17 protein-coding genes are annotated in these 24,611 nt (G+C 59.2%); all 17 read left to right on the forward strand.

All coding sequences use genetic code 11. The features are described 5' to 3' along the window. Positions 1–2: 2 nt before the first annotated feature. The 17 genes from tssE to AC1P02_RS14635 all read left to right on the forward strand — a co-directional run bounded on the left by tssE (position 3) and on the right by AC1P02_RS14635 (position 24,334). Entirely contained in the window at positions 3–434 is a 432-nt protein-coding gene (gene tssE / locus AC1P02_RS14555) for a type VI secretion system baseplate subunit TssE (protein ID WP_087755878.1), read from the forward strand. A 3-nt stretch (positions 435–437) separates the two neighbouring features. Beyond that, positions 438–2,204: a type VI secretion system baseplate subunit TssF gene (gene tssF, locus AC1P02_RS14560; RefSeq protein WP_159166139.1), complete on the forward strand. Its 1,767-nt coding sequence runs from the start codon at positions 438–440 to the stop codon at positions 2,202–2,204. Further along, positions 2,168–3,166, forward strand: a complete 999-nt coding sequence (gene tssG, locus AC1P02_RS14565) for a type VI secretion system baseplate subunit TssG (protein WP_485182530.1) — start codon at positions 2,168–2,170, stop codon at positions 3,164–3,166. The genes tssF and tssG overlap by 37 nt, the downstream gene beginning before the upstream one ends. A gap of 40 nt (positions 3,167–3,206) precedes the next feature. Continuing rightward, the gene (gene tagH / locus AC1P02_RS14570; protein ID WP_447831696.1) at positions 3,207–4,442 is read left to right on the forward strand and encodes a type VI secretion system-associated FHA domain protein TagH; all 1,236 of its coding nucleotides are present in this window, start codon (positions 3,207–3,209) and stop codon (positions 4,440–4,442) included. Next, positions 4,442–4,957 (forward strand): type VI secretion system lipoprotein TssJ, encoded by a 516-nt coding sequence (gene tssJ / locus AC1P02_RS14575; RefSeq protein WP_485182531.1) that lies wholly within the window; start codon positions 4,442–4,444, stop codon positions 4,955–4,957. The genes tagH and tssJ overlap by 1 nt, the downstream gene beginning before the upstream one ends. A 2-nt stretch (positions 4,958–4,959) precedes the next feature. Then, the gene (tssK, locus tag AC1P02_RS14580; RefSeq protein ID WP_485182532.1) at positions 4,960–6,294 is read left to right on the forward strand and encodes a type VI secretion system baseplate subunit TssK; all 1,335 of its coding nucleotides are present in this window, start codon (positions 4,960–4,962) and stop codon (positions 6,292–6,294) included. A gap of 23 nt (positions 6,295–6,317) precedes the next feature. Next, complete coding sequence (icmH, locus tag AC1P02_RS14585; RefSeq protein WP_201302828.1) at positions 6,318–7,097, forward strand: type IVB secretion system protein IcmH/DotU; 780 nt, start codon at positions 6,318–6,320, stop codon at positions 7,095–7,097. Between the two features lie 21 nt (positions 7,098–7,118). Next, on the forward strand, positions 7,119–9,761 hold the full coding sequence (tssH, locus tag AC1P02_RS14590) for a type VI secretion system ATPase TssH (protein WP_485182533.1): 2,643 nt from the start codon (positions 7,119–7,121) through the stop codon (positions 9,759–9,761). Positions 9,762–9,763: 2 nt separating this feature from the next. Beyond that, positions 9,764–11,302, forward strand: a complete 1,539-nt coding sequence (locus AC1P02_RS14595) for a sigma-54 interaction domain-containing protein (protein ID WP_485182534.1) — start codon at positions 9,764–9,766, stop codon at positions 11,300–11,302. Next, positions 11,302–11,907, forward strand: coding sequence for a type VI secretion system-associated protein VasI (vasI, locus tag AC1P02_RS14600; RefSeq protein ID WP_485182535.1), 606 nt, complete (start codon positions 11,302–11,304; stop codon positions 11,905–11,907). Before AC1P02_RS14595 ends, vasI begins: the two co-directional genes overlap by 1 nt. An 8-nt stretch (positions 11,908–11,915) precedes the next feature. Beyond that, the gene (gene tssA, locus AC1P02_RS14605; RefSeq protein ID WP_265434592.1) at positions 11,916–13,361 is read left to right on the forward strand and encodes a type VI secretion system protein TssA; all 1,446 of its coding nucleotides are present in this window, start codon (positions 11,916–11,918) and stop codon (positions 13,359–13,361) included. 41 nt (positions 13,362–13,402) lie between these two features. Then, positions 13,403–16,900: a type VI secretion system membrane subunit TssM gene (tssM, locus tag AC1P02_RS14610; protein ID WP_485182536.1), complete on the forward strand. Its 3,498-nt coding sequence runs from the start codon at positions 13,403–13,405 to the stop codon at positions 16,898–16,900. 44 nt (positions 16,901–16,944) lie between these two features. Continuing rightward, on the forward strand, positions 16,945–18,381 hold the full coding sequence (locus AC1P02_RS14615) for a VasL domain-containing protein (protein WP_408134147.1): 1,437 nt from the start codon (positions 16,945–16,947) through the stop codon (positions 18,379–18,381). Between the two features lie 291 nt (positions 18,382–18,672). After that, positions 18,673–18,960: a type VI secretion system PAAR protein gene (locus AC1P02_RS14620; RefSeq protein ID WP_111588344.1), complete on the forward strand. Its 288-nt coding sequence runs from the start codon at positions 18,673–18,675 to the stop codon at positions 18,958–18,960. Positions 18,961–18,971: 11 nt separating this feature from the next. Then, complete coding sequence (locus AC1P02_RS14625) at positions 18,972–21,017, forward strand: type VI secretion system Vgr family protein (protein ID WP_485182537.1); 2,046 nt, start codon at positions 18,972–18,974, stop codon at positions 21,015–21,017. A gap of 34 nt (positions 21,018–21,051) precedes the next feature. Next, positions 21,052–23,778 (forward strand): glycoside hydrolase family 19 protein, encoded by a 2,727-nt coding sequence (locus AC1P02_RS14630; RefSeq protein ID WP_485182538.1) that lies wholly within the window; start codon positions 21,052–21,054, stop codon positions 23,776–23,778. After that, a complete protein-coding gene (locus tag AC1P02_RS14635; protein WP_485182539.1) occupies positions 23,768–24,334 on the forward strand; it encodes a hypothetical protein in 567 nt (188 codons plus the stop codon). The genes AC1P02_RS14630 and AC1P02_RS14635 overlap by 11 nt, the downstream gene beginning before the upstream one ends. Positions 24,335–24,611 lie beyond the last annotated feature (277 nt).

Here is a 24,611-nt window from a genome sequence, read left to right on the forward strand (position 1 = left end):
CGATGCCGTATCTCTCTTCCTGGGATAGAGGAAATGCGGCCAGTCTGTTTGATCGTATCCGGGGGGAGGGGCTGAGCTCTTCCCCCCGCACGGAGTCTGAGGAACTGATCGCATCTGTCAAACGGCAGCTCGAACAGGTTCTCAATACTCGTCCCGGCAATTGCCGCAGTGCTCCTGATCTTGGCGTCATTGATCTCAATGACGCTACTCAGGGCAGTGCGGATATCAAGGGGCGGATCCGTGAGGCGATCCGGCAGTGCATCCGTCGTTATGAACCTCGGATCATTCATGTGGATGTACGGTCACCCGACTATCAGGCGAGTCCGCTTGAGATGTCGTTTCAGGTGACGGCTCACGTGAGGCTGGAGCATATCGAGCAGGTCACCTCGTTCAACGTCCATATGGACAGTCACCGTCACTACCGCATGGTCTGATCAATGTCGCTGGAACATTACTTCAGGGATGAATTGGCTTTTTTGCGCCTGCAAGGGCGCGAATTTGCCGACACCTATCCCGAGCTCACCCGTTTCCTGTCGGAGCAAAATACTGATCCGGATGTGGAGCGCTTGCTGGAAGGCTTCGCGTTTCTCACCGGCAATCTGCGCGCCAAGATCGAGGATGAGTTTCCCGAGCTGACCCATGGTCTGCTCAATATGCTCTGGCCCAACTATCTGCGTCCCGTACCCAGCATGACCATAATGCAGTTTTCGGTTATTCCGGGGGCCATCGCCCAACCGGCGCTGGTCAAGCAGGGGTGTCAGCTCGACAGCCTGCCCATCGACGAGGTGACCTGTCACTTTCAGACCTGTCACGATGCCTGGGTCTATCCGGCAGATATCCGCCATATCTCGGCGCAAAGTGGTAACGATCTCTCCACCATCTCGCTGGATATTGCCCTGCATGCTCCCTTGCCGCTCTGCGAGTTGCAGCTGGACAAGCTGCGTTTCTTCCTCGGTGGCGACAGCTATACCGCCTATGAGCTCTATTTCTGGCTCGCCAACCAGCTCTCCCATATCGAGCTGGAGATCGATGGCAAGCGCTTTCGCCAGGAAGCCAAGGCACTGAAATCGGTCGGTTTCGAGCGCGACGACGCGCTCCTTCCTTATCCGAACAATGTCTATTCCGGCTACCGGATCTTGCAGGAGTATTTCTGCTTCCCGGAAAGCTTTCTCTTCTTTGAACTCAGCGGCGGCGATTGGCCGAAACAACCCTTGCCGGTGAGCGAATTCAAGCTCCATTTCTGTTTCGACAAGCCCTTGCCTGCGGAGCTCAAGATCCGGCCCGACTCCTTCATGCTCAACTGTGTGCCGGCCATCAACCTGTTCCAGCACGACAGTGAGCCGGTCAACCTCAATGGCCGTCAGGCGGAATATCCCCTCAAGGCGAGTTATCGCCATGCGGACAGTTTCGAAATTTTCTCGGTGGATCAGGTCGAGGGCTGGGTGGAAGGCAACCTGGGACGCTCCCGCGGTACGCCGCGTATCTACCAGCCGTTTGAAAGTTTTCAGCACCAGATCGAACGGGCCAAGCACAGGTTGGCACTCTATTACCGGGTGCGGGTCAAAGAGTCGGTCAGCGGCGATGGCTTCGAGCACAACCTCTCGTTTGTACGCGGGGATGAGACCACCACGGTTGAGCTGGACGAATCCATTTCGGTCACGCTGACGTGCACCAACCGCTCCCGAGCTGCCCGTCTCAAGGCTGGCAGCATTTGTGTGCCCACCGGCAGCTCGCCTTCGTTTGCCACCTTTCGCAACTTGATCCGGCCGACCCGGCCGCTGCGTCCGGCGCTGGATGGCAGTCTGCACTGGACCCTCATCTCCAATCTGTCGCTCAACTATGTCTCTCTGCTGCGTCGGGATGCCCTGGTGCAAGTACTGCGCACCTATGACTTCCCCGCACTCCATGACAAGCAGGCAGAACAGGCATCGCGCAAGCGACTGGCGGGGATTGAGGAGATCGAGACCAAACCGGTGGACAGGCTGGTGCGCGGCATGCCGGTGCGGGGGCTCAAGTCGGTACTCTCCATTCGCCAATCCGCCTTTGGCAGCGAAGGGGAGCTTTATCTCTTCAGCACCGTGCTGGCTCACTTTTTCTCCCTGTATGCCAGCGTCAATGCTTTCCACCTGCTGGAGGTGGTCAATCTCGACAACAAGGAGCGCTATCAATGGCCAGTCCAGATCGGTCAGCACTCCCTGATGTGACCTCCACCAGGGACGCGCCCCGTTTCAATTTCTTCCAGCTGGTTGAACTGCTCAACCGGCTGGACGGTGCCGATCAGGAGCGCGGCCTCGATCATTTGCCGAGTGACGAAAATATCCGCTTCAAGGCGACCGCGTCCCTGGGTTTTCCCACCAGCGATGTATTGCAGGTGGGTCGCGATGGCAAGGGTCGCCATGCGCTTGAAGTAGCGTTTCTCGGCTTGCACGGCAGCCAGTCACCCATGCCCGGTTATTACCTGGATTCGTTGGCGTGGGAGTACGCGCAAGGGGAGCAGAAGCTCGGGTTGTTTCTGGACTTCTTTCACCACCGCCTGCTGACGCTGCTGCACAGGATCTGGCGCAAGTATCGCTATCACGTGCGCTTTCAGGACAACGGCGAGGATGGTTTCTCCCGCCTGATGTTTGCCCTGGTGGGGCTGGGCAATGAGGCCGTCTGCCAGAGCCTGCCGGTCAATCGCGCCAAGATGCTCTCTTATGCAGGCATGTTGGCCAGCCCCAGCCGCTCGCCCGAGGTGGTGGCCGGTCTGGTGGCGCACTGTTTCGATCTGGCGGATGTGGAAGTGAGTGCCTGGCAGTGGCGCAAGGTACCCATCCATCAGGATCAGCAAAACCGGCTGGGCGGAGCTTGCGCCACGTTGGGCGGCGACTTCGTCATCGGTGACAAGGTGAACGATTGTGCGGGCAAGTTTTTATTGAAGATCAATGACCTGAGTTTTGGCCAGTTTCTCGGTTTTCTCCCGAACGGGGAACACTTCCATGCGCTGGTGACCTTTGTCTCCTTCATCCTGCGTGACCAATTGGCCTGGGATCTGCGACTCGGCTTTGGCCAGGAGCAGGCCAGGGGGTTGCGATTGGGGGAAGAGCAGAGCGCGCGCCTGGGGTGGAGTACCTTTCTCGGCCAACCGCCGAGCGACCCGTTTGTGACTATCTGTGTACAGGAATAAACGCAGGAAATTCGGTGTAGGAATCAGTGCAGGAGTGAATGTGGACGATTTTAATCAGCAACTTTCCCTGGTGGTGCTCAACAGCGAACAGCTCGATGGCAGCCAGCAGGTGCAGTACCGCTTCGACGAGATGGGGGGCACTCTGGGTGCCTCAGAGCAGGACGACTGGCAACTGCGTGACAGATTGGGGTCGGTCATGCCAGCCCACGCCCGGATCGAGTTGAACGATGGCCGTTTCTGCCTGTGCGATCTGAGCGGTCAGACCTACATCAACGGCGCGACCTCGCCCATAGGGCGGGCCCGCAAGGTACACCTTGAGCAGGGTGACGAACTGATCGTCGGTCCGTTCCGGATGCGCGCCTATCTGGGGGCCATCTCCCCCGAGCAGAACCTGCACCAGGTGCTGGGCAACCGGCCCTCCGAGCAGCTTGATGAGTGGCTTGCCGGGGAGGATACCGGTCAAGCCATGGAGGATCCACGCGCCCTCGCCGTCGACCCCTTGCTGGCACTGCAACATGAACGCTCGGTGCTGACCCCGCTGGTGGATCCCCGCCAGCCGTCACCACTGCGTTCACAACCGGATATGGATGCCGTATCCCTCGCCCCTTTTTCTGCTGTCGAGAACACCATGAACCAAGAATTTCTGGATATGCCCACCATAGAGAATCACCCCGATTACCACCCTCCGCTGGAGGGGGTGGACCACGTGGCGCTGACCCCATTGATGCGCGGCCTGGGTCAGTCCCTGCAGTTGCAGGATACCCAGCAGGCTCACGACATGCTCGAAGAGATGGGCAAAACGGTGCGCGCCATGGTGGAAGGACTGCTGCAGTTGCAAACCGATCAGGCGGCGCTGGCAGACAAGCACCTGCGTCCCATCGAAGACAACCCGCTGCGCCTTGGCCTCGACTATGACGAGACCCTGGCGGTGATGTTTGCCGAGCAGAAGAGTCCGGTGCACCTGACCGCGCCTGCGGCCGTGGCCGAGAGCCTGCGCAATGTGCGCATTCATCATGTGGCGAACCAGCAGGCCATTGGCGCGGCGCTGGACAGCATATTGCAAGCCTTCTCGCCAGAGGCACTGATTGGCCGTTTCGAGCACTACCGTCGTACCGGCGCCCCCGGTGTAGCCGACGAAGGCTGGGCCTGGAACATGTACCAGCACTACTACCGCGAGCTCACTTCTGCCCGTCAGCAGGGGTTCGACAAGCTGTTCCATCAGGTCTATGCCCAGGCATACGACCAGGCCGTGCGTCAGCAACAGGGACTGATTTGATGATACGTGCGCTGATGCTGGGGGCCTGTCTGCTGGCCCTGGCAGGCTGTACCACCATGGGCAAGATGGCCGATGTGATGATGGATCCGGACATCCAGGTGGGCAGCAATGATGAACAAGCCACCACCCTGGGGCTGAGCCTGCTGGCCGAGCGGGATGTCAATCCCAACGAGAGCGGGGAGGCGGCACCCATCGAGTTCCAGGTGGTGTTGCTGGCCGAAGACTCCAAGCTGCTCGCCACCGATTACGACCAGGTGACCGAGGATGTGGAGAAGGCTCTTGGCAAGAACTACCTGGATCATCAGGACTACACACTGCTGCCAGGCCAGTTCAAGTATCTGCCGCCCATCAAGCTCGATGAGAAGACCCGCTACATCGGCGTGATCGCCCGTTATGCCGATCCTGACAGCGCCGAGTGGCGCAAGGTCATCAAGGTGAAGAGCATGGGACGAGCCTATCAAATCCTGGTTCATCTGCGTCTGGATGAAGTAGAACTGCAAAAAGAAGAAGAATAATCATGTCGAGTCGAAATCGGGTTATCTGGCGTGAGGGGCTCTTCATCAAGCCCCAGCACTTCCAGCAACAACAAAGACATTCAGAGTATGCGCTGCACGCCAGACTGAGTGCGCTCAGCGACTATTTCTATGGCTTGCAGTCGCTGGCCATCAACGAGGACTACCTGGGGTTTGGCCGTATCGCCCTGGTAGGTGCCACCGGCATACTGCCCGATGGCACCGTCTTCAATATTCCCAATGACGATGTGCTGCCAGCGCCCCTGGAAATTACCGATGCCTCGGTCGCCAACCAGAAGGTTTACCTGGCATTGCCGCTCTCGGTGAACGGGGTCAACGAAGTCAATCAGGGCGGCCAGGTCGCCACCCGCTTGCAGGCCCATCGCCACGATGTGCGCGATCTGCACAGCGAAGGGGGAGATGTTGTCTCCCTGGAAGTGGGGCGAGTCAGCCTGCGGCTGATGCTGGAGCGCGAAGACCGCAGCGCCTATGCCTCGCTCGCCATCGCCCGCATTCTGGACAAGCGTCCGGACGGTGGTCTGGTGCTGGATCCCAACTTCATGCCCTGCAGCATCAGCGTCTCCGCCATCCCGACCCTCAAGCGCTTCCTCGGCGAGTCGGCCGGGCTGGTGGCCGAGCGGGCTCGCAGCCTCTCCCAGCGTATCGCCACCCCCGGTCAGCAGGGGGTCGCCGATGTGGCCGAGTTCATGATGTTGCAACTGCTCAACCGCGCTCAGCCCCAGCTTTCCCATCTGGCGCGTCTTGGCACCCTGCATCCGGAACGGTTACACGAGGCCCTGGTGCAGATCTGTGGCGAGCTGATGACTTTCACCGATGAATCCCGTCTGCCGCCCGAGTTTGCCGCCTATCGTCACGACGATCAGCAGGTGAGTTTCGAGCCTGTGATGCTGGCCCTGCGTCAGGCACTGAGCACAGTGCTGTCGCCACGTGCCGTCTCCATCCAGCTGCGCAAGCACCAGTACGGCGTCATGGTGGCCATGGTCAACGAGAGCGAGCTGATGCAAAGCGCCGACTTCGTGCTGGCGGTGCGTGCCCGCATGCCGCAGGAGCAGCTGCGCAAGCAACTGCTGCAGCAGACCAAGGTGGCGTCGAGCGAAAAGATCCGCGAGCTCATCAGCCTGCAGCTGCCCGGCATTCCGTTGTTGCCGCTGCCGGTGGCGCCGCGCCAGCTGCCCTATCACGCCGGTTACAGCTACTTCCAGCTCGATCGGCAAAGCCCGGCCTGGCAGATGCTGGCGGTCAGCAACACGCTCGCCTTCCACATTGCCGGTGATTTCCCCGAGCTCGACATGCAGCTCTGGGCCATTCGCAGCCAGTGATCGCATCAAGGAAACAAGCAGAGATGACCACGGACATTATCAAGAACGAGCAACTCAGCGATCTGCTGTTCGATCATGCCGAGCAGCTGGACATGGACTCGGACTACTGGTTCCGCCTGCGCGGCCAGAGCATCAACCCCATGATAGATGCGGTGACCCCCTTGCTGGGGCTGGTGCAGCGGGTGCGCCTGCTGTCGCGCTACGACCGGGTGCCCGAGCTGTACCAGCGGGTGGTGACCGAGATCCAGGCCATAGAGCAGGAGCTGATGGCACAGGGCTACGAGAACGGTGTGGTGCTGTCGTTTCGCTACATCCTCTGCACCTTCATTGACGAGGCCGTAATGGGTCGCGACTGGGGTAGCCAGAGCGAATGGTCGGAACACTCCTTGCTGACGCGTTTTCACAACGAGACCTGGGGCGGGGAGAAGGTATTCGTGCTGCTCGCCCGCCTGCAGGAAGACCCGGTGCGTTATCGCGACATCCTGGAGTTCATCTATCTGTGCCTGTGTCTCGGTTTCGAGGGGCGCTACAAGGTGATGAACAAGGGGCGGGACGAGTTCGAGCGTATCGTCAAACAGTTGCACAAGCAGCTGGCCCCCGAGACAAGCGGTGAAGCCCCCAGCGTCTTTCACCTCGACCTCGGTCGTCAGGCTTCCCGTTACAGACTGCGCAAGCAGATTTCCCTGCGCAGCCTGTTCATGGGGGGCACGCTGATCCTGGCCATCATCTTTGGCCTCTATCATCACCAACTCAATAACCAGACCCAGGACGTACTGCGTCAACTGGGCGAATTATTAAAATAATTATTCTGAGGAGAGCACGCCTTGATTCGTATAGAGCTACCCGTACTGGTGGAAAGACTCAACCCCATCTGTCGTCATATGCTGGAGGAGGCTGCGGCCCTCTGCGTCAACCATCAGGGGGCCGAGATCCGCATCGAGCACCTGCTGCTCAAGATGCTGGAGACACCACTCAGTGATGTGCGCCAGATCCTCAAGCGGGCCGATGTCGGGGTCGACGAGCTCAAAACCCTGCTCCAGCCTGCCGGTGCAGACAGTGGTTATGTCCAGGGTTATCCCTCCTTCTCGCCGCTCCTGGTGGAGTGGTTGCAAGACAGCTGGCTGCTGGCTTCCGCCGAGCTGCAGCACGCCCAATTGCGCAGCGGCGTCATGCTGCTGGTGCTCTTGATGACCCCCCAGCGTTACCTGCCAGGCTCTGTGACGCGCCTCTTGGCTAACGTCAACCGCGAGCTGCTGCGCCAGCAGTTTGACGAGTGGGTGAAAGAGTCCGCCGAGACCCAAGTTACTGTTTCTACAAACGGCACCTCAACTCAGGCCGCCCTGCCAGCTGATGCCAGCCTGCTGGCCCGCTTTACCATCAACGTGACCGAGCAGGCACGCCAGGGCCGTCTGGACCCTGTTTTGTGTCGGGATCACGAAATCGATCTCATGATCGACATCCTGTCGCGGCGCCGCAAGAACAACCCCATAGTCGTGGGGGAGGCCGGGGTCGGCAAGAGCGCACTCATAGAGGGATTGGCGCTGCGCATCGTGGCGGATCAGGTGCCTGAAAAATTGCGCGAGGTGGAGCTGATGACGCTCGACCTTGGTGCCATGCAGGCCGGTGCGTCGGTCAAGGGGGAGTTTGAGAAGCGCTTCAAGGGGGTAATGCAGGAGGTCAAGGAGGCGGTGCGTCCTGTCATCCTCTTTATCGATGAGGCCCACACCCTGATCGGTGCCGGCAATCAGGCCGGTGGGCTGGATGTCTCCAACCTCATCAAGCCGGCGCTGGCCCGGGGCGAGCTGCGCACCATAGCCGCCACCACCTGGGGTGAGTACAAGAAATACGTGGAGAAAGATGCCGCCCTCTCGCGCCGCTTCCAGCTGGTGAAGGTGGGCGAGCCCAATGCTGATGAGGCTACCGTGATACTGCGCGGCCTGCGCAGCATCTACGAGAAGGCCCATGGTGTGCTGATCGACGAAGAGGCGCTGCAAGCCGCTGCCCAGCTTTCCGCCCGTTATATTTCAGGTCGCCAGTTGCCGGACAAGGCGATCGACGTGCTCGATACCGCCTGTGCCCGGGTGGCCATCAACCTGACTACGCCGCCGCGTGCCGTCAGCCATCTGCAAAACGCATTGCGTCAGCGTGAGCTGGAGATCCGCCAGCTGGAGCGCCAGAGCCTGATCGGGCTGGGTGACAACACAGAGCGACTGGCCGAGCTGCAGTCTGCCCAGCAGACCAGCCGTGATGCCCTGCGCGAGCAGGAAGCCAAGTGGCAACAACAACAAGGGCTGGTACATCAGATCGTTGAACTGCGCGCCGCCCTGCTCGCTGATCAGCAGGATGAGATGCTGACCAGAGAGGCGCTGGATCTCGCTGATGCGCCTCTGGATCCGCAAGCGGCCGCCGAGCAGCTGTCCGGGCTTGAGCGCGAGCTGGCCGAGCTGCAACAGGGTGAGGTGCTGGTCTCGGCCCATGTCGACAAAACCCAGGTGGCGGCGGTGATCGCCGAGTGGACCGGAGTGCCCCTCAATCGCATATCCCAGGGTGAGCTGGATGTGGTGACCCGTCTGCCGGAGTACCTCGGCGAGCTTATCAAGGGGCAGGATGTGGCGGTGGCCCACCTGCACAAACACCTGCTCACGGCTCGCGCCGACTTGCGCCGCCCGGGCCGACCGCTGGGGGCCTTCCTGCTGGTGGGACCGAGCGGGGTCGGCAAGACTGAAACCGTGCTGCAGATTGCCGAGCTGATGTTTGGCGGTCGCCAGTATCTGACCACCATCAACATGTCCGAGTATCAGGAGAAGCACACAGTCTCCCGCCTCATTGGTTCGCCGCCCGGCTATGTCGGCTTTGGCGAAGGGGGCGTGCTGACCGAAGCCATTCGTCAGAAACCCTATTCGGTGGTGCTGCTGGACGAGGTGGAGAAGGCCCATCCGGACGTGCTCAACCTCTTCTATCAGGCGTTCGACAAGGGCGAACTGGCCGACGGGGAAGGGCGCATCATCGACTGCAAGAACGTGGTCTTCTTCCTCACCTCCAACCTCGGCTTCCAGACCATAGTCGATTACGCCGAGCAGCCCGACGAGCTGCTCAATGCGCTGTATCCGGAGCTGGCCGCCTTCTTCAAGCCGGCCCTGCTGGCACGGATGGAAGTGATCCCCTATCTGCCGCTGGGTCACGACACGCTAGTGCAGATCGTGGGTGGCAAACTCAACCGACTGGTCAAGCTGCTCAAGGAGCGTTTCGGTGCCGAGGTAGTGCTGGAGGACGAGGTGGCGGAGGAGATACTGCGCCGCGCCAATCGCAGCGAGAACGGGGCCCGCATGCTGGAATCCGTCATCGACGGTGCCCTGCTGCCGCCAGTCTCCCTGCAACTGCTGCAGCGTCTCTCGGCCGGTGAGCCCATCAAGCGGGTGCGTTTCTCTGTGAGCGAGCGCCAGTTCGTGGCCGAGGTGGAGGGCTGAACATGGAACAAGCCCTCGCATTTGCCCTCGCCTTGACCCAGCAGCGCGATGAGCAGCACCTGTGCCACTGGTGGACCTCGACCCTCAATGCCAGCTTCCAGCCCAAAGGGATACTGCTGGGCATGCTGGACGTGAGCGGCCGTCAGCTCGAATGCAGCGGTTGGGTCAAGGGGCAGGCGGTGTCGCTGGCGCTGGCTGTGGATGACTTTTCCCATCCGCTCGCCTATGTGCTGCACAAGGCGCAGTCCCGCACCTGGGACTCCCTGCACGGTGGCGCCCGCATTGAACACGCCGCGTTTCGTACCTTGCTTGCCAATCTGGGCCAGCAGTGCGGCCTGCATGCCTTTCCCCTCAATGATGGCAACGGCAAGCCGTTTGCCGTGCTGGCCATGATGGACAGCGGCGATGTGCTGCAAGAGTGGGCGGCCCGCCCCGAGCTGGTTCAGTTGTCACAGGTGTTTTGCAACCAGCTCACCCTTATCCGCGATCTGGGGCTTAGCCGCCGGGATCAGAGCGTGCTGCGCGACTCCTTGCGCCAGATGAAGGGGGAGGGAGAGCGCCAGCGCCAGCATGAGAAGTTGCTGGGCGATCAGTTGATCGGCCAGTCGGCGGTGATCCGCGGGCTGCGCGAGCAGATAAGCCTGGCGGGCCGGCACAAGCTGACCGTGCTTATTCAGGGGGAGACAGGCAGTGGCAAGGAGGTGGTCGCCCGGCTGGTGCACCAGTGCTCGGATCGCGCCGCCAAGCCTTTTGTGGCCATCAACTGCGCCGCCATTCCGGAGAACCTCATCGAGAGCGAGCTGTTCGGTTACCAGAAGGGGGCCTTCTCCGGCGCGCTGTCCAACAAGACAGGGCTGGTGGCCCAGGCCAACGGCGGCACCCTGTTTCTGGATGAAGTCGGCGACATGCCCGCCGCCATGCAGGCCAAGCTGCTGCGGGTGCTTGAGACTCGCAGCTATCGGCCGCTCGGGGCAGAGCAGGAGTGCCACTCCGATTTTCGCCTCATCGCCGCGACCCATCAGCCGCTCACCCGCCATGTGGAGGAGGGGCAGTTCCGGGCCGATCTCTATCACCGCCTCTGCCAGTGTCTGCTGCTCATCGCCCCCCTGCGGGAGCACATGGATGACATCCCCCTGCTGTGCCAGCACTTCATGGCCCAGTTTGCCGACCAGGATGGAAAGACCCTGGCGGGGCTGCAGCGCAAGTTCTTGAAGCAACTGCAAAGTTATGACTTTCCCGGCAATGTGCGCGAGCTGCGCAATCTGCTGGAGGTCGCCTGCGCCCACACCCGTCACGGGGAAGAGGTGGTACTGGAGGCGCTGCCCCCCGAGCTGCGCGAGCGAGTCTGCGTCGAGTTGCCCGGCTCCATGGATGATTACAACCACATCCGGGATCTGCGCCGGGCCATGCAGCAGTACGAGGCTTCCGTCATCGAGGCGCGTCTACGCTACTTCCAGGGCAATCGCATGCTGGTGGCCGAGAGCCTGAATATTCCCAAGCGCACCCTGGATCACAAGTGCCAGAAACTGGAGGTGAACTGATGAGTGCCCTTGGCCTTTTGCCCCTGTTGCTGGCGACCGGCAGCGCATTACCCCCACAAGACATGGCCAGTTTGCAGGCGTGTCGCCGCGAGCCATCGCCGCTGATCCGGCTGGCCTGCTATGACGCCATCGGCAATGGCCTCGCCCAGACGAGCGAGGGCGGTGCCTCCAAGTCTGCCGCCTGGCAGGCCATCTGGGAACAGGAGCAGGCCCGCATGCCAGAGAGTGCTCCCTTCCTGCTGCAAAGCGATGCGGGGCGTGGCAGCGAAACCCTCACTCGCCCAGCCTTGCGCGGGGCGACCCTGGCCATAGGCTGTGTCGACAGCATTACCCATATCCGGTTAAGGCTTGATGCCCCCTGGGTTGGTGAGCGGGTACAGATTGAACTGGATGGCCAGCCCAGCCGCAACGCCCAGAGCTGGTTTATCCGGGATCAGGGCCTGCTGCTGGAATATGGCCGTGGCTTGCCCGCCATCGAGGAGCTCAAGCGCTGGATAGGTCACCGCGAGCTGCAGGTGAAGGCCGACAACGGCGCCTTGTTCCGGGTCGATCTCAGCGGTTTGAAAGAGGCGCTGCAGCCCCTGCGCCAACAGTGTCGCTGGTAGGGGGCGCCATGAGCTATCAACACCCCTGGTGTGCCCGTTTGCTCACCAGTTTGCCGGAAGAGCAGATCAAAGGTGCCGTGCTGGCCGACGAGCCGCGCTGGGATTACGTGGAGACCGAGCTGGTCAAGCTGGGATCCCTGGCCCACAGCCAGGTGGATCTCAATGCGGTGGCCGAAGCCTGCCTTGGCTTGCTGGAGAGCCGTACCAAGGACATGCGGGTGCTGGCCCAGCTGCTGCGCTGCCTGCAACATCCGGCCAAGGCGACCCCTCTGGGGGCTGCGCTCAGCTTGCTGGAGTCCTGGATCCGGGCCTACTGGCTGCAAGCCTGGCCCGGTAATACCAGCCAGAAACAGCGGCTGATGGTGCAGATCGTCAAACGCTTTGAAGGGGCTTTACCGCGAGTGAGCGAGAGCGCCTCGCCGGCTGAACTGGCCCAGCTGCTGGCCCAGGCCGAGCAGCTGGAGGCTTGCTGGCTGGCCCAGTGCCCGGACAAGGGGGAGCTGCTCGATCCCTTGTTGATGGGGCTGAAACGGGCTCAGCGCCAGCAGGTTGCCCAGGCCCAGGCAGATGCCGGTGGCCAACCTTCAAGCAGCACTGTTGCTGCCACCGCCAGTGCGAGCGGCATGTCGGGAACCATGGTGCTCAGTGGCAGCAGCAAGGGCTCCGGGGTCGAGATTGACAGCTCCAACGATCGTGCCTGGCGCCAGACCCAGCTCAAGGTGGCCGAGTTGCTTATCGAGCGCCAGCCGGAAGCGGCGGTGGGCTATCGTCTGCGTCGCCACGCCATCTGGGCCGGGATCACCACGCCACCCATGACGGCTCAGGGCAATAAAACCCAGCTGGCCCCCATGTCGGTGGACATGGTGGATGAGTACCGCGCCGCTCTGGCCACACTGGAGCGGTCCGCGCCGGATCTGGCGCTCTGGCAGCGGATCGAACAGAGCCTGACCCTGGCGCCCTACTGGTTCGAGGGGCATCGGCTCTCGGCCGAAGTGGCCCATAAGCTGGGGTTTGGCACCGTTGCCCAGGCCATAGCGCAGGAGCTGGATGGTTTCTTGCAGCGTCTGCCGGCGCTGCGGGATCTCACCTTCAGCGATGGCAGTCCCTTCCTGTCACCCGAGTGCAGCCGCTGGTTGCAGCCCGCCAAGGTGGGTGGTGCAGGTGGGGATGGGGAGTCCAGTCTGGCCGAAGAGGTTGCCCTGCGTCATGGGGAGCTGGGGGTGGCTGCGGCCCTCACCCTGCTCGATGAAAGGATGGCGCAGTTGAAAGAGCCAAGAGCCCGCTTCCATGCCCAGTTGGTGCAGGCGGAGCTGTTGGCGCAGGAAGGCATGAATTCGCTGGCTAGCCAGCACTATCAACACTTGTGGCAAGAGGCAAGTCGCCTGGGATTGGCGCAATGGGAGCCCGGGCTGGTCAGTCGCCTGGAAAGCCATGCGGCCCCGTTGTCGAAATAAGTGCCGAAATGAGTCATTGAGTCGGAGTTGGATCACATTTTATGTTCAAAACCATCTTTACTTTTCTGCGGCAACAGCTGCCGAAATTGAAACCCTCCTGGCCCCTGCTCGGCGTGGTGCTCTGGGGACTTGCCCTCATTCTGGTGTGGTGGCTGGGTCCTCGCCTCGAGATCCGCGGCGCCAAACCGTTCGAGCCGCTGTGGGGGCGGGTGGTATTCACCCTGCTCTGGCTCTGGCTGATGCTGGGGATACTCTCCTGGCGGGTGTGGCGCAAGATGCAGCAACTCAAGGCCGAGCGTCAGCATGAAACCGTGCTGGTGCAGGATCCTGTGAAAGGGCTCATCGACAAGCAGGCGTTGTTTCTCAATCGCTGGTTGCAGGCCCTTGGCGAACACCTGGGCAAGGGGGCGCTCTACGCCATGCCCTGGTATCTGGTGCTGGGTCTGCCCGGCAGCGGCAAGAGCAGCCTGATCCACAGAGCCAATCCGGCCAACAAGCTCAACCCCAGACTCGATACCGAGCTCAGGGACGTGGCGCAGGATCAGCTGATCGATTGCTGGCTGGGGGAGCAGGCAGTGATGCTGGATCCCGCTGGTGAGCTCTTGTCTCAATCCGAGCCGGAACTCGATCCGCTGGCGCGCAAGCATGAGCGGCTCTGGCTGCACCTGTTGAACTGGCTTTCCGAACACCGCCGCCGCCAGCCCCTCAACGGTCTGGTGCTGACCGTGGATCTGGCCTGGCTCTCCGGCGCCAGCGTGGCCGAACGCAAGGCTTATGCCCAGCTGATGCGTTCTCGCCTGCAAGAGGTGTCGGCCACCATGAATACCCGGTTGCCGCTCTATGTCACTTTTACCAAGCTCGATCTGCTGCGTGGTTTCGATGTGGTGTATGAGCAGCTCGACAAGGAGGCCCGCGAGGCCGTGCTGGGGGTGACGTTCAACCCGGCCGACAGCCGTGGAAAATCCTGGCAGCAGGATCTGGCCCTGTTCTGGGATCAGTGGGTGGACAACCTCAACCAGAACCTGCCCGAGCTGATGCTGGCACGACTCGATGCCACCCAGCGCAACGCGCTTTTCTCGTTCGTGCGTCAGTTGGCGGGGCTGAAGGATTATGTGACTGCGCTGCTCGATGAGACGCTGCAAATTGAGGAGAGCAAGCCACTGCTGGTGCGCGGCGTCTATATCAGCTCCGTCTATCAGCAAGGGGTGCCGTTCGATGCGTTTGCCCAGGCGGCATCCCGCCGCTACAACCTGCCAGAGCCCATTCACTCGGCCCTGCGCGGGGAGTCCAATACCTATTTCGTGCGCAAGTTGTTCTCCTCCATCATTTTCCCTGAAGCCCACCTGGCCGGGGAGAACCGGCTGCATACCCTCTATCGTCGTCGGCGCATGGCCATTGGCCTCGGTTGCCTGTCACTCTTTTCGGCGGCGCTGATCGGCGGTTGGCACTACTTCTATCGGGTCAACGAAGAGGCCGGTCGCAACGTGTTGACCAAGGCACAAGCCTTCATGGAGACCAACGAGGTCGTCGATGAGCATGCCTTCGGTGTGAGTCAGTTGCCGCGTCTGAACCTCATCCGCGAGGCGACCCTCGCCTTTGGCAACTACCGCGAACGCACGCCGCTGGTGGCGGATCTGGGTCTCTATCAGGGGGACGAAATCGGTCCTCATGTGGAAGGCTCCTATCTGCAACTGCTGGGTCAGCGCTTTTTGCCAGCCCAGATGCAGGGGCTGCTGGAGGATCTCAATCAGGCGCCTGCCGGCAGTGAGGAGAAGCTCTCCATACTGCGGGTGATGCGGATGCTGGATGATGCCTCCGGTCGCAACAAGGACCTGGTGGAGCAGTACATGGCAAGCCGCTGGCAGCGCGCCTTCCCGGGGCAGGGCGCTGTGCAGGAGCAGCTGATGGGGCACCTGGATTACGCCCTCGATCATACCGACTGGCATGGTGCCAGGGCTGCCCGTGATCAGGCCGCCATCATCGCCTTCGCACCGTTCAAGGAGCCTGTCTACGGCGCCCAGCGCGAGCTTGGCAAGTTGCCCATGTATCAGCGGGTCTATCAGAACCTGGTGGTGAAGGCGAATGACGTATTGCCGCCGGATCTCAATGTACGTGACGAAGTGGGGCCAACCTTTGACACCGTCTTTGCCCTGCGCAGTGACAATGCAGGGCAAGTGCCACGCCTGTTGACCTGGCCCGGTTTCAACGACTTCTTCCTCAAGCAGGACAAGGCGTTGATTGATCTCACAGCCATGGATGCCTGGGTGCTGGGTCAGCGCAGGCTGAGTCAATTGAGCGAGGCCGATCGCAAGGAGATCGGTCGTCAGGTCAACGACCGTTATGTCACCGATTACGTCAACCAGTGGCAGAAATTGCTGACCAATCTGGACGTGCAGACCCTTGAAAGCCCGGAGCAGGCACTGGACGTGCTCTCTGCCATTACCGGCAACGATCAGCCTTTCCAGCGGGTACTGGCTTCGTTGGATGACAACACCCGGATCCGCAAGATATCGGATGTGGAAGGGGATCCGGCGCAGGCCATCACGGCCCGCATCGGCCGTCCCTTCATGGCGACCAATGCCGCCCTTGGCGGTCGTGGCGAGCAGGGGCCGCTTATCCAGGAGGTCAATCAGAAGCTGGTGGAGCTGCAGCACTATCTGGAACTCATCGTCAACGCCACCGAGCCGGGCCAGTCCGCCCTCAAGGCGGTGCAGCTGCGTCTGACCAACAAGTACGCCGATCCCGTGTTCGCCCTGCAGCAATATGCACGCAGTCTGCCGGCCCCGCTGGATCGCTGGGTGGGGCAGCTCTCCGAGCAGAGCTCTCGTCTGGTGATCGACTTGGCCATGTCGTCCCTTAATCGAGAGTGGCAGGACAAGGTATTGGCACCGTTCAACAGTCAGCTGGCCGGTCGTTATCCGTTTGATCCGGGCTCAACCAAGGATGTGCCGCTGTCCGAGATGGAGCGCTTCTTCGCACCGAACGGCACCCTGGACAGCTTCTATCAGGTCAACCTCAAGCCCATGGTGGAGAGCGGCCTGATGGAGGGTGAGTTCAGCTCGCCTATCCAGACCGAGCTGGTGAAGCAGCTGGACAGAGCCGCTCGTATCCGCCAGATCTTCTTCACCCAGCAGGGCAACCTGGAGGTGCAGTTCGCCCTCGAGCCCATAGAGCTCACCGCCAACAAGCGGCGCAGCGTGCTGAACCTGGACGGTCAGTTGCTGGAGTATGCCCATGGCCGTCGTACCAAGGTGCCGTTGGTGTGGCCAAACACCATGCGTGACGGTGCCGAGAGCAAGATCACCCTGGTGCCGGCAGCCAGGGAACGTTCACCGCGCAGCGAAGGCTTCGTCGGCCCCTGGGCCATGTTCCGACTGATGGACAAGGGGGAGCTGACCCAGGTCAATGAAGCCACCTTCGATGTGCGCTTCCCGGTGGATCAGGGTTCCATGACTTATCGCGTCTACACCGACAGCGCGCAAAACCCCTTCACTGGCGGCCTGTTCAGTCAGTTCAGATTGCCTGAATCTCTCTATTGATAAAGTGGGGGTACTGTGTGACCCCTCAAGCTTTGGAAGCCGATATGTCACAGAATCAACAAGGTCAGCAGGCGCTGAAAGTGGGGCGCGATCCTCGCATGTTGCCGGAGTACGAGGCGTTGCGCAGCGAGATCAACAAACTCAGCCACGCCTCCCGCCCCGAGGTGGACTGGCTCAAGATCCATCGGCTCGCGAGCCTTATCTTCGAAAAGCACGGGGTGGACTTGCAAACCGCCATCTACTTCACCCTGGCGCGGTCGCGCCTGCAAGGGCTGAATGGCTTTACCGAAGGGTGCGAGTTTCTGGCCAACCTGATCGTGACCCAGTGGGAGAGCTTCTGGCCACCTGTGCATCAGGAGCGAGCCCGTATCGAAATGCTGGACTGGTTCATTGCCCGCATCAGCGATGTGATCCGCCAGTACCAGATCAGCCACGAAGACAAGCGCCTCGTCTATCGCTGCGAGCGAGCGTTGCAGCTTATCAGCGAGAAGCTGCACAACGTGGGCTTGAGCCGCATTCCCCGGGTCGAAAATCTGGTGCACTTCATCGAGGGGTATACCCATCTGTTTGATGAGACCGAGATCGTCATCGTCTCCGATGAGCCCGGTCTCAAAGAGGAGCTGCAGATCCCGCCCATGGTGTTCTTCAAGTCCGACATGGAACACGACAGCCCTTCTTCTTCAGCGTCCTCTTCCAGCACGCCACACCTGCCCCAGGGCAGCATACTGATTGGTCGCGAGAAGGGGCAGGTCAAACCCACAGTGCTCAAGATTGAACCTCACCGCAAGCAGCGCCCTGCCTGGTTCTGGTTTGGCTGTGGTTTGCTCAGTTGCGCCCTGCCGGTGATGAGCTGGCTGGGTTGGCAGCATCTGCAGCAGGAGAAAGCCGTGGCTGCCCAGCGCTTGCAGCAACCGGCCGCCGAGTTGCCACGGGCTCTCAGTTATGACGATATCCGCCAGGCGCGCATCGTACTGGGCGAACAGACCCTGCAAGGTATGGAAAGCGAGCTGGTGTCCCGTTATCAAGCCCAGCTGGGACGGCTTGAGCAGACCTCGCCGCTCTACTGGTATCGCTATGGGGAAGGGCTGCGCAACTCGCTGCAGATGCTCTATCCCGACTCGCTGGCGGTCAAGGCGCTGGACAAGCAGTGGCAGACGGCGTTGGCAGGTCAGCAGGGGGATGTGATCAGCGTACCGACCTATCTGGATGCTCGCGCCGGTGTAGACGCCTTGCTCGATCAGCTGCTGGAGCTGGAGCGTCAGCGCAAGACGGTGACCATCTCCTATCTCAAGTCCCAGCTCTATGAGGTGCAGAAAAACCTGATGCAGGATATCCCGTTCAGTCTGCGCCTGAGCGAACTGGAGGCGAGAAAGGCATCCCAGGAGCCCGTCACGGCAGCCGAGCTGAAAGGTCTGGAGAACGACCTGAAAGCACTCAATATCCGCCTCTACCAGTTGCAGCAGAGCAGTGCAGGCAGTTGATCATGCTGCAATGAGCAACAAGTCGCGTGCCTTATGGTGTATTCGACTGTCAGCGCAATCTCTTGCCTGGCGATCACACTGTCTTGCGCAAACTATTGCAGTCGTCCCTGCCAGCCTTGAGGTCCATGAACCTAATGGACTGATTTAAAACAGTATTATCGGCGTCTTTGTCATGGCACAAAGGCTGCTGGGTAGCCACCCCAAGTGTATCTGAGCCCATGGTCACGACGGTGAGCACGAGGCATGGCGGGAGCCCCAATGGCGGCTCCCTTGCCCATACGGAGAGTTCATATGTGTCCCTCTATTGCATTGCTCGGTGACATAGGCACCGACCACGATGGTTTTCACCCATCCCCAGTGATTGCCGCCAGCCCCGATGTGTTCCTCGATGGCAAACCGGTGGCCCGGCAGGGCGATCCGCTGGCGCCCCATGACAAGCCCAATAATCCCCCCCATCCGCGCAGCATCTCGGGGGGCGTCGGCACCGTTCTGGTCAACGGCAAGCCCATCGCCGTGACCGGTACCGCCATTGGTTGCGGTGGGGTTGTGATTGGCTCGGGCAGCGGACAGGCAGGATAAGGAACAGCGTTATGGCAGACAGCACAGGATTACAATTTACCGTCAAGGTAGGGGCGCTGCCCGAGAGCACTTTCGTGGTGGCCGAGTTTGCGCTGGAAGAGGCGCTGAACAGCCCGTTCCAGTTGCGGTTGGAATTGGCCAGCCCCCAGCCGGATGTCGACTTTGCCGATGTGCTGGACCAGCCGTGCGAGCTCCTGGTGTGGTACAACGGCGAGTTGCAGCGGCGGGTGTGCGGGGTAGTGAGTGACTTTGCGCAAGGGGACAGCGGTTTTCGCCGCACCCGCTATCAGCTCATGGTGCAGCCGGCGTTGTGGCGGCTTTCGCTTCGTCACAATTCCCGTATCTTTCAGGCGCAGAAACCTGATGAAATCCTGTCCATCCTGCTGCAAGAGCACGGCATTACCGACTACGCCTTTGCGCTGAAAAACGAGCACGCCAAGCGGGAATACTGCGTTCAGTATCGCGAGACCGACCTTGCGTTCGTCAACCGGCTCGCCGCCGAAGAGGGGCTCTTCTATTTCCATGAATTCGATGCGGGCAAACACCGCATCGTGTTTGCCGACGACGCGGCTGCATTAACAGCCGGCCCCGAGCTCTTCTTCAACCTGGGCAACCGCTCCTTGGAACAAGGGCCATATGTGCGCCAGTTCCACTACCGGGAAGCGGTACGGCCCAGCGATGTGGAGCTCAAGGACTACAGCTTCAAGACCCCGGCCTACGGACTCTCCCACAAGAAACAGGGCAGCGAGCTGGAGCACCAGCGCGATACTTACCAGCACTTTGATTTTCCCGGTCGCTACAAGCAGGACCCGAGCGGCAAAGCGTTTGCCCAGCACAGGCTCGATGCGCTGCGCAATGACGCAGTGGCGGGCAGCGGCAAATCCAATAGTGCAGCCCTGCTGCCGGGGCAGTTTTTCTCGCTGACCGAGCACCCGAACGGCAGCCTCAACACCGACTGGCAAATCGTGCGCATCAGCCACACCGGCTTGCAGCCACAGGCGCTGGAAGAGGAGGGGGGTAGCGGCCCGACCGTCTACCACAACGAGTTTGGGGTGGTCAAAGCTGCGACCACCTGGCGTGCCCGTATTGGCAGCCCACAAGCGCCGCACAAGCCCATGGTGGACGGTCCGCAGATTGCCATCGTGGTGGGCCCCGAGGGGGAGGAGATTTACTGCGACGAACACGGCCGGGTGAAACTGCAATTCCCCTGGGACAGATATGGCAGTTCCAACGACCAGAGCTCCTGCTGGGTGCGGGTGAGTCAGGGCTGGGCGGGTGGCCAGTACGGCATGATGGCCATTCCGCGCATCGGCCACGAAGTTATCGTCTCATTTCTGGAAGGGGACCCGGACCAGCCCATTGTCACCGGCCGCACCTTCCATGCCACCAACCGACCACCCTACGAGTTGCCGGCCAACAAGACCCGTACTGTGCTGCGCACCGAAACCCACCAAGGTGAAGGCTTCAACGAGCTGCGCTTTGAAGACCAGGCTGGTCAGGAAGAGATTTATATCCACGGTCAGAAAGACCTGAACGTGCTCATCGAAAACGATGCCGCCTGGCACATCAAGCACGACCAGCACACCGACATCGACAACGAGCGGGTGACTCGCATCAAGGCCAACGACCACCTGACGGTGGAGGGGGAGAAGCGGGACCATATCAAGGCAGACTATTCGCTGACCGTCGATGCCTCCCTGCATCAGAAGCTGGGCCAGTCGCTGCTGGTGGAAGCCGGTCAGGAAGTGCATATCAAGGTGGGCGACAAGCTGGTACTGGAGGCGGGCTCCGAGATCACCCTCAAGGGGGGCGGCAGCTTTGTGAAGGTTGACCCGAGCGGCATCAAGCTGGTTGGCCCCGCCATCAAGCTCAACGCAGGCGGCAGCGCAGGATCAGGCTCCGGCTGGGGTGGCAAGGCTCCCGTGGTGCCTAAGGGGGTAGAAGTGGTCAAGGCTCCCGAGCTGGTTGAGCTGGTCAAAGCGATCGCCACCGAGAAGGCGATGGAGGCGTTGCTCAAGGCGCTGGAGCCAGATAGCGATTATCAGCCCTCCGCTTGATGTTCGACGAATAACACAGGATTGAATAGCAAAGATGAAAATCGTCTATCCCATGCAGCTGGAAGGTGAGAACGGCCCTAGCGAGGTTCCATCCCTCGATGCCTTTATCGAGAAGATCAACAGTCTCAAGAGCGGCACCTTCTTGATTGGTCGCAACCGCATCTGGCACGGCGGCATCCACCTCAGTGAGAAAGGGGGCTGGCACCCGAGCGGCGCTGTACACGCCATTGCGGATGGGGAAATCGTGGCCTACCGGCTGGCGACCGAACCCGCCAAGGCGACCCGCAGCCCCGAAGCAGGAAAACAGGGGGAAGGCATTGACTTGTATACCTCCCCGTCGTTTTGTCTGTTACGCCATCACTACGAGGCGGGTGAGCAAAACAAGAACCGTCTGACCTTTTACTGCCTCTACATGCACATAGCGTGTGAGAACACTTACAACAGCCCAGAGGCGGCGCGAGTGACCGTCAAGGGGACAGGCGTGTCCACCTATGAACCGGTGGCGGGGGGGGATCCCCTCAAGCTGACACGCCGACTGTCGGGCAATAACCCTGTGCATGCGAAAACGGGGGCTGAGGTGAAGTTGCTCCAGCAAACCCCGAGCAATCTGCGAAACCACAGAGATGAGGTCCACAATTACTTCCTGGTGCACTACGTCGATGAACCGAACAGCCCGTTCTATATCGCACAAAGCCAGTTGCAGCAGGAATATCCGCAAAAGCCGAAGTGGATGACCCCACCAGAAGGCAAACCGGCCCGTCATAACATCCCCGGTAACACTTGGTTACGGCAAACGGCTGACACCACGGCGGGGAGCCTGGGGCTGCCTGCTGGCAGTGAGGTGGTGGTATCTGGTGAGTCACAGATGGTGACCGTCGGTGGCGGCCCGACCGAGTTTCGTAAAGTGCAGGTGTTCAAGGCGGGCAGCGGCTCCGTCAAAGACAGCGCCAATCGGGTGATGACCAATGCAGGCAAAGGGTCGCTTGGTTGGTTGGCAAAAAGCAAGATGGGTGCGGGACTGGCCGCCGAGCCGAGTGTCCCCGTCGAATTCAAAGAGGATGCGCCCGTTGTTGACCGAAGTGATAATCCGATAGCGGTGCAGGCCGGAGAGGTCATTGGTCACTGGGGCGAACATCAGATAGCCACTGCCGGTGCAAGCGGCTTCGTGAAAGACGCCGACAGTAAAGCCGTGCACTTTGAGGTGTTTGTTGCAGACAGCGACAAGCAGGCGCTTGAAGATTGTATCAATAACAAGGCGCGGGTAAGCGGTGGCCAAGGCTACCTGCTATTGAACCAAGAGGTCACCACCTATCGTCTCACCAGCGATAGCCAGCATGGTTTTCACGATGTTGCCAAATTTGGGCCACTGGTCTTACCGTTGGCCGTGAAAGAGTCCGATAAAGTCAGTCACGGTGCCAACAACTTTGTGAAGGTGCGTGAACGGACGGCGGCTGACGGGGAGCTGGCGGGCGAGTTTGTATTGCTGGCCGATGGTGTCGAAGTGGTCAGCCAGCATGACTGGCACAAGCTGGGCGTCAAGCTGGTCGATGGCAGCAGTGATGAAGATGGCTTTTTGGACAAGGCCGATACGGCCACTGACAGTGAAGAGTCCCAGCAGAAAGAGGCGAGCGAATTTTTCAGCACCCTCTATGACAAACTGGTGACAGACAGGGACAACGATGGCACCCTGAGCGGCAACGATATCAAGGCCGCGCTGGCCGAGGAGGAGTTGGCGGGTAAATTGCGCAGTTTTTTTATCAAGCACAAAAGCGAATGGGTAAAGCCAGGCGAGTGGCCGCGTTTAGAGCAGGAGTTAGCTGACCAGCCGAAGCTCTATGAGTACGCAAAGCAGGTACACAATAATATGGCGTGGATGGAAGATGCCAGCGCGATATTGGGTGATACCAAGCCTTGGTTTATTCATCCTGCGGGGATGATGGGGTTGGTGGGAAGAAAAAAACGTGGCTTTACATTTACTCTCGATGTAATGAAACGTATATACTCCAATTTCCAGAGCAACAATAGTAAGGATAATGAGTTACAAGGAATAGCTGATGAACTGAATGAACATATTGAATTTTACCAGCTTGACACCCCGTTAAAGAGAACCCATTTTTTTGCACAAATCTTACAGGAAACAGGGCCGGACTTGAATGTTATTGAAGGAGGGGTTTGGAGTGTTAGTGCTATAAAATCTTTTCGGGGGGGTAGAACTCGTCGCTATCCAGATGGGCGTCTTTATGCAGATGTCCATGGATATGTTACAAAAACAGAAAGACCACGTAGATATATTAAAAGCGATGGCAACGATGTTACCATTGATGATCAAATTGCCATTGTCAATACAATATATGGTAATAGAGCTGAACTGGGTAATGGCTCCTATAGCTCTAATGATGGGTGGAACTATAGAGGAAGAGGCCTGAAGCAAGTCACAGGAAAAAGTAACTATACAAGTTTTAATTACTGGCATCAAAACAATCAGTCGAAATGGCCTAATGATATAATTAATGCTGTTGATGATTTTGAAATACTATCCAAAATGAAGTTTGCTACAAGGTCAGCAGCATGGTTTTGGATAAGCAATAGTAGTAATGCAAATCCAGATTCACGCGCAAAATGCTTTGATTATGCAAATGAAGCAAGCGATGCAGCAGTGGATAGAATTACTAACATCATAAATCTTAATACAGATTCCAGACAAAAAAGAAAAAATAACTTTTGGCGCTTATGGAATGAGGAGGTTCTCCATGATCAATAAATATATATTAATCCCCCTTTTCATTTTCTCATCGCATTCTTATGCGGGCGATTATATCTTAGGCTCTCTGTGTAGCAGCCAAGAGCAAGTATATGCGTCGTGTACACTTAAAAATAAAAAAATAGTTTCATTTTGCGGTGTCCCTGTGGGCGATAAAAACAAAGATATGACATTGGTTCAATATAGATACGGTACACCTAAAAAGATAGAATTAATATATCCTGAAGAGGCAATGAGCCCAGAGGGGATTTTTTTTAAAATTGATGGTTCGTGTGGTGTTATTGGTGGCCCAGATGAGAAAAATAAAATGTGTGGTGAGGGTGGAATTAAACGCTCTGTTGCTTTAACATTTTATTCTGGATTGTTCAGATATTCATTTTTCTATCAAGGTAATTTTAATGACCATACTTTAGAGTCAGAAAAAATGGGACTAAAGGTTGACAGAAAGGAACGTAATGAATATAAAAAAAATGTTTTCTCTCAACTTTGTGATGAGAACCATAGCGAAACATTTAATGTCGATACAGGCATATTTGAGGAATTCAAGATAAATTGACAAAAATAGTATTCCCCAAGGCAACAAGGGGGATATTTTTGGGTTAAGGTTTTCTTTCCGAATGTCTGGTCTGTGGCGTGATGGTGATCACGCCATGGCTGCTGATCTCGCTGAATTAATTGTTAATGATTAGCGACATAAAGAAATTCTAGGATACCCACCTTTCTGAGCAAGGCGTTGTTTGGCCCGTTATCACCACAGTCGCTTTTCAAGATCAGGGATGACAGCTGGGGGAGGCAGTCCCCCAGCTGTCATCCCTTGATGCGTTTATCGAGAA

Source organism: Aeromonas sp. TS_SC_11, assembly GCF_057318915.1.

Excerpts from the sequence above, each read along its gene's own strand:
- tssE (WP_087755878.1), top strand. The coding sequence starts at position 3 with ATGCCGTATCTCTCTTCCTGGGATAGAGGAAATGCGGCCAGTCTGTTT.
- tssF (WP_159166139.1), top strand. The coding sequence starts at position 438 with ATGTCGCTGGAACATTACTTCAGGGATGAATTGGCTTTTTTGCGCCTG.
- tssG (WP_485182530.1), top strand. The coding sequence starts at position 2,168 with ATGGCCAGTCCAGATCGGTCAGCACTCCCTGATGTGACCTCCACCAGG.
- tssJ (WP_485182531.1), top strand. The coding sequence starts at position 4,442 with ATGATACGTGCGCTGATGCTGGGGGCCTGTCTGCTGGCCCTGGCAGGC.
- tssK (WP_485182532.1), top strand. The coding sequence starts at position 4,960 with ATGTCGAGTCGAAATCGGGTTATCTGGCGTGAGGGGCTCTTCATCAAG.
- icmH (WP_201302828.1), top strand. The coding sequence starts at position 6,318 with ATGACCACGGACATTATCAAGAACGAGCAACTCAGCGATCTGCTGTTC.
- AC1P02_RS14595 (WP_485182534.1), top strand. The coding sequence starts at position 9,764 with ATGGAACAAGCCCTCGCATTTGCCCTCGCCTTGACCCAGCAGCGCGAT.
- vasI (WP_485182535.1), top strand. The coding sequence starts at position 11,302 with ATGAGTGCCCTTGGCCTTTTGCCCCTGTTGCTGGCGACCGGCAGCGCA.
- tssA (WP_265434592.1), top strand. The coding sequence starts at position 11,916 with ATGAGCTATCAACACCCCTGGTGTGCCCGTTTGCTCACCAGTTTGCCG.
- tssM (WP_485182536.1), top strand. The coding sequence starts at position 13,403 with ATGTTCAAAACCATCTTTACTTTTCTGCGGCAACAGCTGCCGAAATTG.
- AC1P02_RS14615 (WP_408134147.1), top strand. The coding sequence starts at position 16,945 with ATGTCACAGAATCAACAAGGTCAGCAGGCGCTGAAAGTGGGGCGCGAT.
- AC1P02_RS14620 (WP_111588344.1), top strand. The coding sequence starts at position 18,673 with ATGTGTCCCTCTATTGCATTGCTCGGTGACATAGGCACCGACCACGAT.
- AC1P02_RS14625 (WP_485182537.1), top strand. The coding sequence starts at position 18,972 with ATGGCAGACAGCACAGGATTACAATTTACCGTCAAGGTAGGGGCGCTG.
- AC1P02_RS14630 (WP_485182538.1), top strand. The coding sequence starts at position 21,052 with ATGAAAATCGTCTATCCCATGCAGCTGGAAGGTGAGAACGGCCCTAGC.
- AC1P02_RS14635 (WP_485182539.1), top strand. The coding sequence starts at position 23,768 with ATGATCAATAAATATATATTAATCCCCCTTTTCATTTTCTCATCGCAT.